The sequence below is a fragment of the Candidatus Accumulibacter aalborgensis genome (assembly GCF_900089955.1).
GTDB lineage: Bacteria > Pseudomonadota > Gammaproteobacteria > Burkholderiales > Rhodocyclaceae > Accumulibacter > Accumulibacter aalborgensis.
In genome coordinates, this window is record NZ_FLQX01000111.1 from 103,347 (window position 1) to 119,116 (window position 15,770).

Genomic DNA, 15,770 nt, shown 5'->3' on the forward strand with positions numbered 1-15,770 from the left:
AGTCTACTAGAATCGGCTCGACACGGAAACGCTGGCCGGCGATAATCAAGAGTCAATTCCCTGCCGACCACGGATCTCACCATGCCTGATCAAAGCCTCCTCAGCGCCTGATGCACCTACCTCTGTCCCCTCAGGAATACCTGCATACCCCGTCAGCCGCGTCAGATATGGCCGATCTGCGTTGCGCGAATGATGACCTCGGCGCCGTGCCGGCGACCAGCGAGGTCGTCTTTCGCCATTTCCGCGATGCCCTGAGCCGCTTTCCCACAGGGGTCACGGTGATTACCGCGCTGACGCCCGACGGCACGGCGATCGGCGTGACGATCAGCTCCTTCAACTCCGTTTCACTCGAGCCACCGCTGATTCTCTGGAGCCTGTCGTCGACCTCGCCCAACCTTGCTGCCTTCGCCCAAGTGAGCCATTATGCGGTCAACATCCTGGCGGCCGATCAACGCTGGATTTCGGAATGCTTCGCCGCCCGCGAAGAGGATCGCTTCACCGGGGTACGGGTACGCCAGGGGCTTGGTGGTGTGCCGCTGGTCGAGGGATGCTCGGCCTGGTTTGAGTGCAGCCACGAGGCGCAATACCCCGGCGGCGACCATCTCATTCTGGTTGGCCGCGTCCACCGCTTCACGCTGGGAGAGGTCAGTGAGCCACTGATCTTCCATGGCGGCCGCTATCGCGAATTAGGCGCTGAGGCCGACAGATGACGAAAAAAAACCCGCCGGAGGCGGGTCCCTGTTGCACTCCCGAAAAATTCAGGCGCGCGAGATATTCGATGCTTGCTTGCCCTTTGGGCCCTGCGTCACGTCGAAGGAAACTTTTTCGCCCTCTTTGAGGGTCTTGAATCCACCCATGGTGATCGCGGAGAAATGAGCGAAGAGATCCTCGCTACCATCATCCGGAGTAATGAAGCCGAAACCCTTGGCGTCATTGAACCACTTCACTGTACCAGTTGCCATAGTGCCACTTCCTTGAAAAAAGACAAAATCCGGGCGTCGCCCGACTTGCATGCTTCCGAATCCACCCCTGGTGCTACGAGATCCCAGACATAAAGAACCTCCGTCCAGCGGCGTGACTCAAAACATTCGGCCTTTTTACGCTAAGTCAGGCACACGCGTCAAGCCCTTTTGCTGATTCCTCTTCGCCACGCGGCATCGGACGCGAAAATTAGCCTTGGCCGGTATTGCGCATCCAGCAAGACTGGTTAGAATTGAGGAATGGCGACAAAGCATCAGGACAGTTCCTTACTCGAAGCAAGACGTGCGCAGATCAAGCAGCCTCCATTTTACAAGGTCCTGTTGCTGAACGACGATTTCACACCTATGGATTTCGTGATCGTCGTTCTGCAAAGGTTTTTTGGCATGGATCGAGAACAGGCGACGCGAATCATGCTCAAAGTTCATACAGAGGGGCGAGGCGTCTGCGGAGTTTTCGCGCGTGACGTTGCGGCCACGAAAGTAGACCAGGTCACAACCTTCGCACGGAGCAACCAGCACCCCCTGGCGTGCGTCATGGAGGAAAACTGAATGATTGCGCAGGAACTGGAAGTTAGCTTGCACATGGCTTTTGTCGAGGCTCGACAAAAGCGCCATGAATTCATCACCGTCGAACACCTTCTGCTCGCCCTGCTTGACAACCCGTCGGCTGCCGACGCCCTGCGCGCCTGCGGCGCAAGCATCGAACCACTGCGCAAGGATTTGGCCCGGTTCATTGGTGAACACACGCCAACGGTCGCCGGTGATGATGAAATCGACACGCAACCGACGCTGGGGTTCCAGCGGGTGATCCAGCGCGCCATCCTGCACGTCCAGTCTTCCGGCAGAAAGGAAGTCAACGGCGCCAACGTCCTCGTCGCGATTTTTGGCGAGAAGGATTCGCACGCTGTCTACTACCTGCAAAAACAGGGAGTCACCCGCCTCGACGTGGTCAATTTCATCGCCCACGGCATTAGCAAGGTGCCGCAGAACGCGCCGCGCAACGACCAGGAGGTGGAGACGGAAAGCGACCCGCAAGGTGCCAGCGGCCCGCTCGAGAGCTACACCATCAACCTCAACGCCTTGGCCTTGCAGGGCAAGATCGATCCTCTGATTGGCCGTGATCAGGAACTTGAGCGGGTCATCCAGACGCTCTGCCGTCGGCGGAAGAACAACCCCCTGCTGGTGGGCGAAGCGGGCGTCGGAAAGACGGCGATCGCTGAAGGGCTGGCGCGGCGGATCGTCGAATGTGACATCCCCGAGATCCTGGCCAAGGCCAACGTCTATTGCCTCGACATGGGCTCTTTGCTCGCCGGCACCAAGTATCGCGGTGACTTCGAACAGCGCCTGAAGGGTGTTCTCAAGCAATTGGGGGAAAACCCGCAGGCGATCCTGTTCATCGACGAAATCCACACCCTGATTGGCGCCGGATCGGCTTCGGGCGGTACGCTCGACGCGTCCAACCTGCTCAAGCCTGCGCTGTCCACCGGTCAGTTGAAGTGCATAGGCGCGACGACCTACACCGAATATCGCGGCATCTTCGAAAAGGACCACGCACTGTCACGGCGATTCCAGAAGATTGACGTGAACGAACCGTCGAGCGCCGAAGCGGTGGAAATCCTCAAGGGGCTCAAGTCACGCTTCGAGTCGCACCACGGAATCAAATACTCGGCGGCGGCATTGACCACCGCCGTCGAGTTGTCGGTACGCTTCATTACCGACCGCCACCTGCCCGACAAAGCGATTGATGTCATCGACGAGGCAGGAGCCGCGCAGCGGATCCTGCCCAAATCCCGGCAGAAAAAATTGATTGGCAAGATCGACATCGAGGAAATCGTCGCCAAAATCGCTCGCATTCCTTCGACACATGTGTCATCGGACGACCGCACCAGTCTCAGGAATCTCGATCGTGACCTGAGAGCGGTAGTTTTTGGCCAGGACGTAGCGATCGACGCGTTGGTCAGGGCGATCAAGATGGCACGTTCGGGTCTGGGTAACCCGACCAGGCCGATTGGCAGCTTCCTTTTCTCGGGCCCGACCGGCGTCGGCAAAACCGAGGTGGCCAGGCAACTGGCGTACTGCCTGGGTAACGAGCTGATTCGTTTCGACATGTCGGAATACATGGAACGACACGCCGTGTCGCGCCTGATCGGTGCTCCACCGGGCTACGTGGGCTTCGACCAGGGCGGCTTGCTGACCGAGGCAGTCACCAAGAAGCCGTACAGCGTCCTGCTGCTCGACGAGATTGAAAAGGCGCATCCCGACATCTACAACATCCTGCTCCAGGTCATGGATCACGGCACGCTGACCGACAACAACGGACGCAAAGCGGACTTCCGCAACGTGGTCATCATCATGACCACCAACGCCGGACAGGAAGCGATCCAGAAGTCGACGATGGGCTTCACGCAGACGCGGCAGTCCGGTGATGAAATGGTCGAGATCAAGCGGATCTTCACTCCCGAGTTCCGTAATCGGCTCGACGCCACCATCTCCTTCAAGGCGCTCGACCACGAGGTCATCCTGCGGGTGGTGGACAAGTTCCTGATGCAACTCGAGGCGCAACTGCACGAGAAGAAGGTGGACGCCATCTTTACCTCGTCACTGAAGGCTCATCTCGCTGCCCGCGGCTTCGACCCACTGCTGGGCGCCCGACCCATGGCCCGACTGATTCAGGACACGATTCGCTCGTCGCTGGCCGACGAACTGCTTTTCGGCCGACTGGCCAGTGGCGGCCACGTCACCGTCGACATCGACGATGACAAGAAGGTCAAGCTGGTCTTCGCGGACGAGCCAGAGACCGTCGCTTGAGGACAGCCACCAACCGTTGCCTTGCACTCACGCCGCAGGAATTTTTTTGTTCCGTTCACCTCCCACAAGTTGAGCACACGAGGCAAGCGTTATGAATTTCAAGACCCCCGACCTCCTCGACAGTCACGAAGACAGGATTGGCGATGGCCGTATGCGCGTCGTTGCGCCCATGTTCCAGCGCTACGGTGGACGGCCATCGTTCAGCGGTCAGATCGTCACACTGAAGATCTTCGAGGACAACTCTCTGGTCCGCGAAGCGCTCGCCCAGGAGGGCAAGGACAAGGTACTGGTCGTCGATGGCGGTGGCTCGATGCGCTGCGCCCTGGTCGGCGACCAGTTGGCCATCCTGGCGCACAAGAGCGGCTGGGAGGGCATCGTCGTTTACGGCTGCATCCGCGATTCAGAGGACATCGGCCACATTGACCTTGGCCTGCGCGCGCTCAATACGCATCCCATGAAGAGCGTCAAGAAAGGAATCGGTGACCGCGATCTGGCCGTAACCTTCGGCGGCGTGACTTTCCGGCCGGGTGAGTGGATCTACGTTGACTGTGACGGCGTCGTCGTCAGCGACCAACCGTTGAGCTGACATTGTGAACTCCTCCATTGACCTGCTCAAAGCGATCCGGACAGGCCGCCTTCAGGACGTCCGGGAAGTCCTGGATGCCGGCGCTCCCGTGGAACTCCATGACGGCCGCGGCGAACCGGGCCTGCCGCTTGGTGTGGCCTGCTTCATGGGGTTTGCCGACATCGTCCGTGAACTGGTCAGCCGTGGCGCCAAGTCCAATCTACCCGACAACGCACAGTCCACGTCCCCCTTGTCGATGGCCATTCGCGGTCGCCGAACCGAAGTCGTGAAGGTGCTCATCGAAATGGGTGCCGTCGTTCCGCCGGGCATGAAGACGGGACTGACCGAGCAGGAGATGATGATCGCGCGCTGGAAGGGGCAGCACTACGCGAGCGCTGCGCAGGTTGCCGAGCATGGTGCCGAGTCGCCCGTTGTCGAAGAAATCGAAATGACCCGCTGCTACGGGACAGATACGGCCGTTCTCGACGCGGACATGATCCGAGCGGCACGAGACATGGACAAAAAGTAGGGCCAGGTCAGCAGCCCCTTATAATCCAGCGTTCCGCCATGAGAAGCACAAGCCAGTGAATCCCCACCTAAGCAAATTGCAGCCCTATCCCTTCGAGAGGTTACGGCAACTCTTTGCCGGCGTCACGCCGAACCGGCAGTTGCGTGAGATCAGACTTTCGATTGGCGAGCCGCAGCACGCCACACCGGCTTTCATCACGGACGCGCTGAGCGCCAACCTCGCCGGCCTGGCCAGTTATCCCAGCACGCTCGGCAGTAGCGAATTGCGCGGCGCCATTGCCGCCTGGCTGAAACGTCGCTATGGCTTGAGCGACATCGACGCTGAAACGCAGATCATCCCGGTCAACGGGTCGCGCGAAGCCTTGTTCGCCTTTGCCCAGGCGGTCATCGACCCGTCGCGGGGCGGCACGCCGCTGGTCGTCAGCCCCAACCCCTTCTATCAGATCTACGAGGGGGCGGCCTTTCTCGCCGGCGCCGATCCGCGCTTTCTCAACACCCTGCCGAGCAACGATTACGCGTTTGACTTCGACGCACTGAGCGAGGCCGAATGGCAACGCGTGCAGCTCTTCTATGTCTGCTCGCCGGGCAACCCGACCGGCAAGGTGCTGCGCCTCGATGACTGGCGACGGCTGTTCGCGCTCGCCGACAGGTATGGCTTCGTCATTGCCTCGGACGAGTGCTACTCGGAGATCTTTTTCGACGAGGCAAAACCGCCCCTCGGCGCCTTGCAGGCCGCCCGCTTGCTCGGTCGCGGCTGCGAACGACTGGTCATGTTCTCCAGCCTGTCCAAGCGATCCAATGTTCCCGGCATGCGCTCGGGCTTCGTCGCCGGCGACGCGGCGACGCTTCAGTCATTCCTGCTCTACCGCACCTATCACGGCAGCGCGATGAGTCCGGCGGTGCAGGCGGCCAGTGTCGCGGCCTGGAGCGACGAGTCGCACGTGGTCGGTAACCGCCGCCAATACACGCAGAAATTCGCCGCGGTGACACCACGCCTGGCCGAGGTCCTGGAAACCGCGCTGCCCGATGCAGGCTTCTACCTGTGGGCGAGAACGCCGATCGACGACGGTGACTTCGCCCGCCGGCTACTCGCCGACTATAATGTGCTTGTTCTGCCGGGGAGCTTGCTGGCGCGCACTGCCCAGGGGGTCAATCCGGGCGCCGGCTTCGTCCGCATCGCGCTCGTCGCGCCACTCGCGGACTGCGTCGAAGCTGCCGAACGTATCGCTTCATTCACTTCAAAACTCTAGGAAAAGCAGCCATGCAGGCAATTCAGCGGGTCATCGAGATCATCGAAGGGGCGTGGGACAACCGGACCTCACTGCAGCCGGGCAGCGCACCAGACGCCATCCGCGAAGCCGTCGCCGAGGTCCTTGGCCGGCTCGACGAAGGCACCCTGCGCGTCGCCGAAAAGCTTGACGGCGAATGGGTCACACACCAGTGGATCAAGAAGGCCGTACTCCTGTCGTTCCGGCTGCAGGACAACACCCTGATCGATGGCGGACCGCTGCGCTATTTCGACAAGGTACCGAGCAAATTCGCCGATTACGACAGCGAGAAGTTCGCGCGTGGCGGCTTCCGCGTCGTTCCGCCGGCAACCGCCCGACGCGGCGCCTTCATTGGCCGGAACGTCGTGCTCATGCCCTCCTACGTCAACATCGGCGCCTATGTCGATGAAGGCACGATGGTCGACACCTGGGCGACGGTCGGCTCCTGTGCACAGATCGGCAAGAACGTGCACCTCTCCGGCGGCGTCGGAATCGGCGGAGTGCTCGAACCGCTGCAGGCAAACCCGACGATCATCGAGGACAACTGCTTCATTGGCGCTCGCTCTGAGGTGGTGGAAGGGGTCATCATCGGCGAAGGTTCGGTCATTTCGATGGGTGTCTATCTCGGCCAGTCCACCCGGATCTTCGACCGTGAAACGGGTACCGTGAGCTATGGCAGAATACCGCCGGGATCGGTCGTGGTGTCCGGAAACCTGCCCGCCAAGGACGGTAGCTACAGCCTCTACTGCGCGGTCATCGTCAAGAAGGTCGACGCCGGAACGCGCGCCAAGACCAGCATCAACGACCTGCTGCGCGGCGACTGACCGCTTGCCGATCGAATCCTGAACCGGCGAAGAACGAATGATCCTTGAAAAGCTCTTCCAGGTGATGGCCGACCGCCAGGCGTCGGACATCTTCATCAGTGCCGGCGCGCCGATCCACATCAAGATTCAGGGCAACACGGTCCCCGTCAATCAGCAGGTGATGGAACCGGCGATGGTCGACAAGATCGCCGCTGAACTGATGACTCCCCAGCAGCAGGACACCTTCGCAGCGACGAAGGAAATGAACCTCTCGCTGGGCGTCCCCAAGCTGGGCAATTTTCGCATCAACCTGTTCCGTCAGCGCTCGTCGATCTCGATCGTCGTCCGTTACATCCTCGGCAACATCCCGCTGCTCGATTCCCTGCAGCTGCCATCGATACTGGCTCAACTGGTCATGGAGAGGCGCGGCCTGGTGCTCATCGTCGGCTCGACGGGTGCGGGGAAATCGACCACCATCGCGTCGATGCTCGATCATCGCAACATCCATTGTGCGGGGCACATCCTGACCATCGAGGACCCGATCGAGTACTTGTTCAGGCACAAGAAGTCGATCGTCAACCAGCGCGAGATCGGCATGGATACCCTCGGCTGGAACAACGCCTTGAAGAACGCCATGCGGCAGGCGCCCGACTGCATCCTGATCGGCGAAATACGTGATCAGGAAACCATGCAGGCCGCCATCGCCTACGCCCAGACGGGGCACCTCTGTCTCGGCACGATGCACGCCAACAACAGCTACCACGCGCTCAACCGAATGATCAACTTCTTCCCGATCGACACCCGGGCTTCGCTGTATATGGACCTCTCGGTGAGCCTGAAGGCCATCGTTTCGCAGCGTCTGGTCAAGGGCAAGGACGGCAAGCAGGTGCCGGCGGCCGAAGTCCTGCTCAACAGTACACACGTGCAGGAACTCGTCGAACGCGGCGACATCCCGGCCCTCAAGGAGGCGATGGAACAGAGTCTCGCCCCCGGATCGCAGACCTTCGAGCAGGACCTCGTCCGGCTCTATCGCTCGGACGTCATCACGCTGGAGGAAGCACTCAGCAATGCCGACTCGCCAACCAACCTGTCCTGGTTGATCAACAACAGCGAAACGACCGCACACCCGAAGACGGAAGAAAAGCACAGCGAAACGGCCTCCGACTTCCTGGGTCCCGACCCTGGCGCGCCCTCCTACAAGGAGTTTACCTTGAGTCTCTATGACGACGACGGCACGTAAGCAAAAGCCCGCAGATGCCCATTGACAGAAAGCACGCGGCGACCTCGGACGCCACGCTTGAACTGGCCGAGCAACTGATCGCCTGTCGCTCGGTGACGCCGGTGGACGCCGGTTGCCTGGCGATCATCGCCAGCCGTCTCGAAGGGATCGGCTTTTGCTGCGAGTTCATGAATCGCGGCGCGGTCACCAACCTCTGGGCGCGCCGTGGCGAGCTTCACCCACTCGTCTGTCTGGCCGGCCACACCGACGTAGTCCCCAGTGGTCCGGCCGAGCAGTGGCACAGCGACCCGTTTCAGCCCGTGCAGAAGAACGGCGTGCTGTACGGACGAGGCGCGGCCGACATGAAGAGCTCCCTGGCTGCCTTCGTGACCGCCGTCGAAGGCTTCGTCGCCGCCCGACCCGAACATCGCGGCTCGATCGCTTTCCTGCTTACCTCGGATGAGGAAGGCGACGCCGTCGACGGCACCGTCGTCGTCACCGACGCCTTGCAACAACGTGGCGAGCTGATCGACTACTGCATCATCGGCGAACCGACCGCGGTCAACGCCCTCGGCGACATGGTCAAGAACGGCCGCCGCGGCTCGCTCTCGGCGAGGTTGACAGTGAAGGGAATTCAGGGCCACGTCGCCTACCCGCAGCAAGCGAGAAACCCCATTCATCTGGCCGCACCGGCGCTGGCCGAGCTGGCCCAGACGGTCTGGGATCAAGGTAACGCGTTCTTCCCGCCGACCACCTGGCAAGTCTCGAACATTCACGGTGGCACCGGGGCCGGCAACGTCATCCCGGGCAGCGTCGACATCGATTTCAATTTCCGCTTCGCGACGGCCAGCACGCCGGAACAGTTGAAGGCTCGGGTGAGCACGCTGCTCGACCGACACGGTCTGGACTACGACCTCGTCTGGAACCTCGCGGCCAGCCCCTTCCTGACCGGCGACGGCGCCTTGATCGACGCCTCTCTCGCCGCCATCCGCGCCGAGACGGGCCTCGAAGCCGAGCTATCGACGACCGGCGGCACCTCGGATGGTCGCTTCATCGCTGAAGTCTGCCCACAACTGATCGAGATCGGCCCGGTCAATGCCAGCATCCACAAAGTCAACGAATGCATCGAGGTGGCCGCCTTGCCGCAGTTGGCGGCCATCTATCGCCGGATTCTCGAACAATTGCTGCCCGCCCATGTTTGACCAGGCGGAGACCGAACTGTCGACGCTGCGCGACCTGCTGCGCTTTGCCGTCAGCCACTACAACGAAGCGCAACTATTCTTCGGTCACGGCGCCGACAACGCCTGGGACGAAGCCGCTTATCTGCTGTTGCACACCCTGCACCTGCCGCTCGACAGACTGGAACCTTTCCTCGACGCACGGCTGACGCGCGACGAACGCGCTGCCGTGCTGCACGTCGTCGAACGCCGGATTACCGAACGACTGCCGGTAGCCTATCTGACCCACGAAGCGTGGCTGGGTGAGTACCGTTTCTACGTAGACGAACGGGTGATCGTCCCGCGCTCGTTCATCGCCGAATTGCTACGCGAGCAACTGGCTCCCTGGATCGACGATCCCGGTGAAATCACCGCCGTGCTCGACCTCTGTACCGGGTCGGCCTGCCTGGCCATCGTCGCGGCGCACGCCTTCCCTGCCGCCACGATAGACGCCGTCGACCTCTCGCCGGAAGCACTCGCGGTGGCCCGACGTAACGTCGCCGACTACGACCTCGGTGAGCGCATTCGACTCGTCGAGGGAGATCTGTACGCCGGTCTGGAGGGCCAACGCTACGACCTGATCATCGCCAATCCACCCTACGTCAATTCCTCATCGATGGCCACCCTGCCCGCCGAGTACCGACGCGAACCCCAACTGGCGCTGGCCAGCGGAGAAGATGGCCTCGACCTGACGCGCGCGATCCTCACCGCGGCGCGCCAGCATCTCAGGCCACACGGCGTGCTGATCGTCGAGATCGGCCACAACCGCGTGCAACTCGAAGCAGCCTTCCCGACTACGCCCTTCACCTGGCTCGACACGACAGCCGGCGATCAGTATGTCTTCATGCTGCAGCGCGCAGATCTGCCGTAAGCCGGGGAAACTGGAGCCACTGATGAAGACCGAAACCCCGCAGATCGTCAATCGCCAGGATTACACGCCGCCGCCCTACCTGGTTGACAGTGTGGAACTGGACGTCCGCTTCCACACTGGCGAAGTCCTGGTCAACAGCCACCTCCGCCTGCGGCGCAACCCGGCCGCGGCGCCCGGCCAGGCGCTGCAACTCGACGGCCACGAACTGGAGACGATGGCCATGGCCATCGATGGCACAGCACTCGCTGAAGACCGCTACACGCGCACCGACTCGACACTGACCATCGCCAGGCTCCCGGACGCGCTGACGCTGAGCACGCAAACGCGCATCGACCCCGACCACAACACCAGCCTGGCGGGGCTCTATCGCTCGAAAGACGGCTATTTCACCCAGTGCGAGGCGCAGGGCTTCCGCAGGATCACCTGGTTCCCCGATCGCCCGGACATCATGGCGCGCTATCGAGTGACGCTGCATGCCGACAAGGCCAGCCTGCCGGTGCTGCTGGCGAACGGGAATCCGGTCGGCAGCGGTGACGAAGGGCCAGACCGTCACTGGGCATGCTGGGAGGACCCTTTTCCCAAGCCCTGCTACCTGTTTGCTCTGGTCGCCGCCCGCCTCGAAGTGTTGCGTGACGAGTTCAGCACCGGCAGGGGGCGCAGCGTCCAACTGGCCGTCTTCGTCGAACCCGGCAAGCTCGATCAGTGTGCGCACGCGATGGATGCTCTCAAGCGCGCCATGCGCTGGGATGAGGAGGTATTCGGCCTCGAGTGCGACCTCGATCACTACATGATCGTCGCCGTCGGTGACTTCAACATGGGAGCGATGGAGAACAAGGGGCTGAACATCTTCAATACCAAGTATGTTCTCGCCCGCGCCGACACGGCCACCGATGGCGATTACCAGAACATCGACCGGGTGGTCGCTCACGAGTACTTTCACAACTGGACCGGCAACCGCGTCACCTGCCGCGACTGGTTCCAGTTGTCGCTCAAGGAAGGGCTGACCGTCTTCCGTGATCAGGAATTCGGCGCCGACACGCACAGTCGCGCGGTGACCCGGATACGCGACGTTCGCGCGCTGCGCGCAGCGCAGTTCCCGGAAGACGCCGGCCCGATGGCGCACCCGGTGCGCCCCGACTCGTACATCGAGATCAACAACTTCTACACCAGCACGGTCTATGAAAAAGGCGCCGAGGTCGTGCGCATGATCCAGACGCTGATCGGCAGGAAAGCCTTCCGCTGCGGCATGGACCTCTACTTCGCGCGCCATGACGGCCAGGCGGTGACCTGCGACGACTTCGTCGCCGCGATGGCCGATGCCTCCGGGACCGACCTGACACAGTTCAAGCGCTGGTACGATCACGCCGGCACCCCGCGCCTCCTGGCCAGCGGCAGCTACGACCCAGTCGCACGACGCTACGTCCTGACCGTATCGCAATCGCGACCGACCGCCGTCGAAGACTCGCCCAGCCAACCCAGCCAACCATTCCATATTCCGATCGCCATCGGCCTGCTTGGACCTGATGGCGACGATCTGCCGCTCGTATTGACCGGGGAGAGCGAGCATGCCAGAACCGACCGAACGACGTGCGTGCTCTCACTGACGAAAAGCAAACAGCAGTTCGTCTTCGAAGGCCTGGCAGCCGCTCCCGTACCCTCTCTGTTGCGCAATTTCTCGGCGCCGGTGATTCTCGATTACGCCTGGAGCGACGACGACCTCAGCCACCTCCTGGCCCACGACAGCGACCCCTTCAATCGCTGGGAAGCCGGACAGCGCCTGGCCAGCCGCCTGATCCTGACGGCCGCCGCCGAGCTTTCCGCCGGGCGGCCGGCGAGCTGGCCGCAGAGCTTCGTCGACGCGACAGCGCAGGTCCTGGCGCGTGCCGACGAAGATCCTGCCTTCGCCGCCGAAGCCCTGACCCTTCCCGGCGAAGCGACGCTGGCCGAAGAGATGACCGTCGTCGACCCCGATGCCCTCCATGCAGCCCGCAATGGACTGCGCCTTCTTGTCGCCGAGCGACTGACCAACGCCCTGCGGCAACGCTACGAGGCACTGGCACCCAGAGTGCCCTACCAGCCAACTCCGGCCGCGGCCGGCCGGCGCGCTCTACGCAACCTGTGCCTCGGCACCCTCGGCGAACTGAAGACCAGCGAAGTACGCACCCTGGCGATGGCGCAGTTCGCCTCGGCCGACAACATGAGCGACCAGTTCGCCGCGCTGTCGATCCTCGCGCAGGACGATTGCCGCCAGCGCCCAGCGGCGCTCGCTGCCTTTTTCGAGCGCTGGCAAGGCGAAGCACTGGTCATGGACAAGTGGCTTGCGGTACAGGCAGCGAGCCGCCTGCCCGACACGCTGGCCGTCGTGCAAGGTCTGCTCGCGCACCCGGCGTTCGATCTGCGCAACCCGAACAAGGTTTACGCCCTGCTCAACACCTTCGGCAACAACCACGTTCGTTTTCACGCCGCCGACGGCAGCGGCTACCATTTTCTCGCCGAGCAGATCGGCCAGATCGACCGCATCAATCCGCAGGTCGCCGCGCGCCTGGCACGCCGCTTCGATCGCTGGCGGAAGTTCGATGCCGGCCGCCAGCAACACGCCCGCTCGGCGCTGGCAAAGCTGCACGCGAGCAAGGACGTGTCGTCGGATCTCCTGGAGATCGTCGGGCGAGCGCTCGCTTGAGTTTGGGCAGCCCATGCAGCCGTCAGGCAGGCGTGGGAAGCAACGGCAGATCTGCCGGAATCCTCAATTCCTCAACATAGGACTTGAGGGGCGCAAGTCAAATCTGTATAATCGTCGGCTTCAACACGGCAATGCGCCCGTAGCTCAGTTGGATAGAGTACTTGGCTACGAACCAAGGGGTCGGGCGTTCGAATCGCTCCGGGCGTGCCAATAGAATCAAGCACTTAGGTCAATCTTCGGATTGGCCTTTTTGCTTTCTAGCTCCATTGGTGACACATTTGGTGACACATCCGGCAAGGTGACCCTTGTACCCTGCCCCGTTAGCTGGGTTGACCAAGCGAGCATCAAGACGGTTACGCTGTAACCGATCAGGCCCACGAACAAGCCAACGACACAAGGAGGGGCTGCCCGCTAGCCTTCACGGTGCCCCCACAAGCCCCGATCTACGGCCAGCCCGTACTAGAACTACCACCACCCCACGAACCGCGCCACAGGCCCCCAGGCGACACTTGCCGCCAGCATGGTGCAGCGCACCCCCGCAAGTTCTACGCCAGAAACCAAGCGGTAAACCTGGACGTCAAGCGCTGCATGGCCTAGCTTGATTCTCGCTTGCTGTAGCCATTGGCATTGAGCAGCGCAGCATCTCTTATGTCATGGCCAAGACTGTTGAGCAACCCAGTGCCCCGCCGCTGGCCTCGATTGACGCACTAGCTTTTATTTTGGGCTTCGCCGAGACTTGGCCCCCAACACCCCTAAGAATCCCCATGGCATTTGCAAACTTTTGCATGTTATTTCCATCACTTGATGTGATATAAGCGCACAACAGATGTAGGAAACTAACCCAACCAAAGGAGACGAAGATGACACAAGCAAGAAGCTACGTACTCGGCCTGAAGCTGCCCACAACAGACTTCGAGATCATCGAGGCCATAGCCAAAGAGGAGAGACGCAGACCGTCGGACGTGATCAGGAACGTGATCGAGGACGTGGTCGAGGGCAAGATTCACATCGAACCAAAAGAGGAACCTGACAACAAGAGAACAAACGTCAGGGTGGACGGCTACACCATCAAAAAGGTAAACGCCTTCAAGAAAGCCACAGGGATGACACTGGACCAAATCCTGCACCTAGCCTTGATGAATCTCAGAAGCGAAGACAACCCCGCGCCACCTACAACGTGACCCGGTAGCCACTTTTGGGCAGCTTTTAGCAGTGCACGCCCTTCAAGATGCCGCTGGCAGTTTTGAACTTTTTGAAGAAATTAACGCAGTCAGCCATCGACCAAAGTAACAGAATCAGCGTCAACCAACTTGTTCAGCGCCGCCGCTGTAGCGAATGCCTGCGCCGCTTGTCGCTGAGCCTGCATTGCCAGCTTGAAGAACATTGCTGCCTTGTCTGCCTTTTCTTCACCATCGGCACGCGCCGCAAGTTTGACCGCAAGCAGGCTTGACCATTGCCCTTGGCCTACCAGACTTTCCCGAACGAATCCTAGATCGCCGACAGCCATACGAGCACAAGCGTAGCGCACGGCAAGCGCTACCCCCTCGCTACTCCTGGGCCAACCCCCCCTATTACCTGAATGCCGATCGTTGAACGTATACCCGTTTAACGCGGCTTTTAACGCTGGTTGCGTTAGATTGGTAGGGCGGGGCCGGAATCATTCCGCTTCACCCCGATGGTCGGACCAAGATGTCGAGGTTTCTGCCTCGCGCCAGCGGGATGCAGAAATCGTAGGGTGCAATAAGGCGCAGCGCATTGCACCACCTTCGTCCGCCCGGCAGTGATTTTCAAACAGAATCTAACGCTCGATCATTGACGCGGAAGCTGGTTGTGATAACGTGGCGGCAAAGTAAAGCCGCCTTTCACGCGGCTTTTTGCACGCCCGCCACGGTCCAACGCATCCGTTGCGGGGTGGATGGAGGGCCTCAGTCATGAAACACCGATTGGAACAAAATGGTGCGCAGAGGGAGACGACCGCCGCCCTGCCGGTGGCAACGGTCGCCGGCCGAATGGTGCGCGTCTTGACGCCAGACCAGCGCCGTGCAGACATCAAGGCCTTTGGTCGGGAGATTCGCGACTCGAAACAAAGCGCCGCCGACTTTCTCCGCCGGGCGGGGCTGATCGACGAGTGTGGGCAACTCACCGAACCGTACCGCCGGTAATGCCGGGCATCTGGTCGGAGTACGAGTTTCAGCCCAGTTTCGTGCTGGGCTTTCACGGCTGCGACAAGAGCACCGGGGAGCGCCTCCTTCGCGGCGAGGAGCCTCATCTCAAGTGGTCAGAAAAGAAGTATGACTGGCTCGGGCACGGCATCTACTTCTGGGAGGGAAACCCGGGCCGAGCGTTGCAATGGGCCAATCACCGAAAACAAGAAGGAAAGATCGACGATCCATTCGTCCTTGGGGCGATCATCGACCTGAAGCATTGCCTGGACCTTTTCGATGGCGATGGGCTGCAACAGGTCGCCGACGTCCACCGAGAGCTGATCGAGACGTTCAAGAAGGTCGGTACGCCCCCGCCCCGGAACGTGGGGCCGACGCCGGACAAGGCGGGTCGCTTCCTGGACTGCGCCGTGATCAACTACTTGCATACCTACCGGGAACTGCGTGGTGAACCTTCTTACGACACCATCCGTGCGCCATTCCTGGAAGGCCGTCCTCTGTACCTACGGGCGGGGTTTCGGAAACACAACCACATTCAGATATGCGTTCGCGAGACCGAATGCCTCAAGGGCTATTTTCGACCGATCGCCGGCGCCTGTGCCGGCGCGTAGGGTGCAATAAGCGCAGCACATTGCACCACCCTCGTCAGTCGCGCAGGTTGGGCTGACG

Annotated in this window: 16 protein-coding genes and 1 tRNA gene; 15 read left to right on the top strand and 2 right to left on the bottom strand. The window is 61.4% G+C overall.

All coding sequences use genetic code 11. The annotated features are described in order from the left end of the window. The first annotated feature begins 167 nt into the window (after positions 1–167). The gene (locus ACCAA_RS11100) at positions 168–710 is read left to right on the top strand and encodes a flavin reductase family protein (RefSeq protein ID WP_245754542.1); all 543 of its coding nucleotides are present in this window, start codon (positions 168–170) and stop codon (positions 708–710) included. Positions 711–758: 48 nt separating this feature from the next. Here ACCAA_RS11100 and ACCAA_RS11105 read toward each other — a convergent pair whose 3' ends face one another. Continuing rightward, positions 759–962 (bottom strand): cold-shock protein, encoded by a 204-nt coding sequence (locus ACCAA_RS11105; RefSeq protein WP_015768464.1) that lies wholly within the window; start codon positions 960–962, stop codon positions 759–761. Positions 963–1,220: 258 nt separating this feature from the next. Here ACCAA_RS11105 and clpS point away from each other — a divergent pair, with 258 nt between their 5' ends. The 12 genes from clpS (at position 1,221) to ACCAA_RS11165 (ending at position 14,120) form a co-directional block, all read left to right on the top strand. Continuing rightward, positions 1,221–1,529, top strand: a complete 309-nt coding sequence (clpS, locus tag ACCAA_RS11110; RefSeq protein ID WP_186407308.1) for an ATP-dependent Clp protease adapter ClpS — start codon at positions 1,221–1,223, stop codon at positions 1,527–1,529. Then, positions 1,530–3,788 carry an ATP-dependent Clp protease ATP-binding subunit ClpA gene (gene clpA, locus ACCAA_RS11115; protein WP_186407309.1) on the top strand — a complete coding sequence of 753 codons (2,259 nt, stop codon included), beginning with the start codon at positions 1,530–1,532 and terminating at the stop codon, positions 3,786–3,788. 91 nt (positions 3,789–3,879) lie between these two features. Then, positions 3,880–4,374, top strand: a complete 495-nt coding sequence (gene rraA / locus ACCAA_RS11120; protein ID WP_186407310.1) for a ribonuclease E activity regulator RraA — start codon at positions 3,880–3,882, stop codon at positions 4,372–4,374. A gap of 4 nt (positions 4,375–4,378) precedes the next feature. After that, complete coding sequence (locus ACCAA_RS11125; RefSeq protein ID WP_186407311.1) at positions 4,379–4,882, top strand: ankyrin repeat domain-containing protein; 504 nt, start codon at positions 4,379–4,381, stop codon at positions 4,880–4,882. 55 nt (positions 4,883–4,937) lie between these two features. Further along, positions 4,938–6,131: a succinyldiaminopimelate transaminase gene (dapC, locus tag ACCAA_RS11130; RefSeq protein WP_186407312.1), complete on the top strand. Its 1,194-nt coding sequence runs from the start codon at positions 4,938–4,940 to the stop codon at positions 6,129–6,131. Between the two features lie 11 nt (positions 6,132–6,142). Further along, the gene (gene dapD / locus ACCAA_RS11135) at positions 6,143–6,973 is read left to right on the top strand and encodes a 2,3,4,5-tetrahydropyridine-2,6-dicarboxylate N-succinyltransferase (RefSeq protein WP_425394480.1); all 831 of its coding nucleotides are present in this window, start codon (positions 6,143–6,145) and stop codon (positions 6,971–6,973) included. 37 nt (positions 6,974–7,010) lie between these two features. Further along, complete coding sequence (locus tag ACCAA_RS11140; protein ID WP_186407313.1) at positions 7,011–8,192, top strand: PilT/PilU family type 4a pilus ATPase; 1,182 nt, start codon at positions 7,011–7,013, stop codon at positions 8,190–8,192. 14 nt (positions 8,193–8,206) lie between these two features. Further along, on the top strand, positions 8,207–9,373 hold the full coding sequence (gene dapE / locus ACCAA_RS11145) for a succinyl-diaminopimelate desuccinylase (protein WP_186407314.1): 1,167 nt from the start codon (positions 8,207–8,209) through the stop codon (positions 9,371–9,373). Then, a complete protein-coding gene (gene prmB / locus ACCAA_RS11150) occupies positions 9,366–10,259 on the top strand; it encodes a 50S ribosomal protein L3 N(5)-glutamine methyltransferase (RefSeq protein ID WP_186407315.1) in 894 nt (297 codons plus the stop codon). Before dapE ends, prmB begins: the two co-directional genes overlap by 8 nt. Positions 10,260–10,281: 22 nt before the next feature. Beyond that, on the top strand, positions 10,282–12,939 hold the full coding sequence (gene pepN, locus ACCAA_RS11155; RefSeq protein WP_186407316.1) for an aminopeptidase N: 2,658 nt from the start codon (positions 10,282–10,284) through the stop codon (positions 12,937–12,939). Positions 12,940–13,072: 133 nt separating this feature from the next. Next, a tRNA-Arg gene (locus tag ACCAA_RS11160) sits at positions 13,073–13,149 on the top strand. 650 nt (positions 13,150–13,799) lie between these two features. Continuing rightward, entirely contained in the window at positions 13,800–14,120 is a 321-nt protein-coding gene (locus ACCAA_RS11165; RefSeq protein ID WP_186407317.1) for a hypothetical protein, read from the top strand. Between the two features lie 89 nt (positions 14,121–14,209). On the opposite strand, the gene ACCAA_RS11170 is transcribed toward ACCAA_RS11165, so the two are convergent. Beyond that, entirely contained in the window at positions 14,210–14,446 is a 237-nt protein-coding gene (locus ACCAA_RS11170; protein ID WP_186407318.1) for a hypothetical protein, read from the bottom strand. A 424-nt stretch (positions 14,447–14,870) separates the two neighbouring features. On the opposite strand from ACCAA_RS11170, the gene ACCAA_RS11175 reads away from it, so the two are divergent. Continuing rightward, positions 14,871–15,101: a hypothetical protein gene (locus tag ACCAA_RS11175; protein WP_186407319.1), complete on the top strand. Its 231-nt coding sequence runs from the start codon at positions 14,871–14,873 to the stop codon at positions 15,099–15,101. Beyond that, on the top strand, positions 15,101–15,712 hold the full coding sequence (locus ACCAA_RS11180; RefSeq protein ID WP_186407320.1) for a hypothetical protein: 612 nt from the start codon (positions 15,101–15,103) through the stop codon (positions 15,710–15,712). Before ACCAA_RS11175 ends, ACCAA_RS11180 begins: the two co-directional genes overlap by 1 nt. The last annotated feature ends 58 nt before the right edge of the window (positions 15,713–15,770 follow it).

What these genes read in the sequence shown, in the direction of transcription:
- ACCAA_RS11100 (WP_245754542.1), top strand. Translation starts at nt 168, where the DNA reads ATGGCCGATCTGCGTTGCGCGAATGATGACCTCGGCGCCGTGCCGGCG.
- ACCAA_RS11105 (WP_015768464.1), bottom strand. Translation starts at nt 962, where the DNA reads ATGGCAACTGGTACAGTGAAGTGGTTCAATGACGCCAAGGGTTTCGGC.
- clpS (WP_186407308.1), top strand. Translation starts at nt 1,221, where the DNA reads ATGGCGACAAAGCATCAGGACAGTTCCTTACTCGAAGCAAGACGTGCG.
- clpA (WP_186407309.1), top strand. Translation starts at nt 1,530, where the DNA reads ATGATTGCGCAGGAACTGGAAGTTAGCTTGCACATGGCTTTTGTCGAG.
- rraA (WP_186407310.1), top strand. Translation starts at nt 3,880, where the DNA reads ATGAATTTCAAGACCCCCGACCTCCTCGACAGTCACGAAGACAGGATT.
- dapD (WP_425394480.1), top strand. Translation starts at nt 6,143, where the DNA reads ATGCAGGCAATTCAGCGGGTCATCGAGATCATCGAAGGGGCGTGGGAC.
- ACCAA_RS11140 (WP_186407313.1), top strand. Translation starts at nt 7,011, where the DNA reads ATGATCCTTGAAAAGCTCTTCCAGGTGATGGCCGACCGCCAGGCGTCG.
- dapE (WP_186407314.1), top strand. Translation starts at nt 8,207, where the DNA reads ATGCCCATTGACAGAAAGCACGCGGCGACCTCGGACGCCACGCTTGAA.
- prmB (WP_186407315.1), top strand. Translation starts at nt 9,366, where the DNA reads ATGTTTGACCAGGCGGAGACCGAACTGTCGACGCTGCGCGACCTGCTG.
- pepN (WP_186407316.1), top strand. Translation starts at nt 10,282, where the DNA reads ATGAAGACCGAAACCCCGCAGATCGTCAATCGCCAGGATTACACGCCG.
- ACCAA_RS11165 (WP_186407317.1), top strand. Translation starts at nt 13,800, where the DNA reads ATGACACAAGCAAGAAGCTACGTACTCGGCCTGAAGCTGCCCACAACA.
- ACCAA_RS11170 (WP_186407318.1), bottom strand. Translation starts at nt 14,446, where the DNA reads ATGGCTGTCGGCGATCTAGGATTCGTTCGGGAAAGTCTGGTAGGCCAA.
- ACCAA_RS11175 (WP_186407319.1), top strand. Translation starts at nt 14,871, where the DNA reads ATGAAACACCGATTGGAACAAAATGGTGCGCAGAGGGAGACGACCGCC.
- ACCAA_RS11180 (WP_186407320.1), top strand. Translation starts at nt 15,101, where the DNA reads ATGCCGGGCATCTGGTCGGAGTACGAGTTTCAGCCCAGTTTCGTGCTG.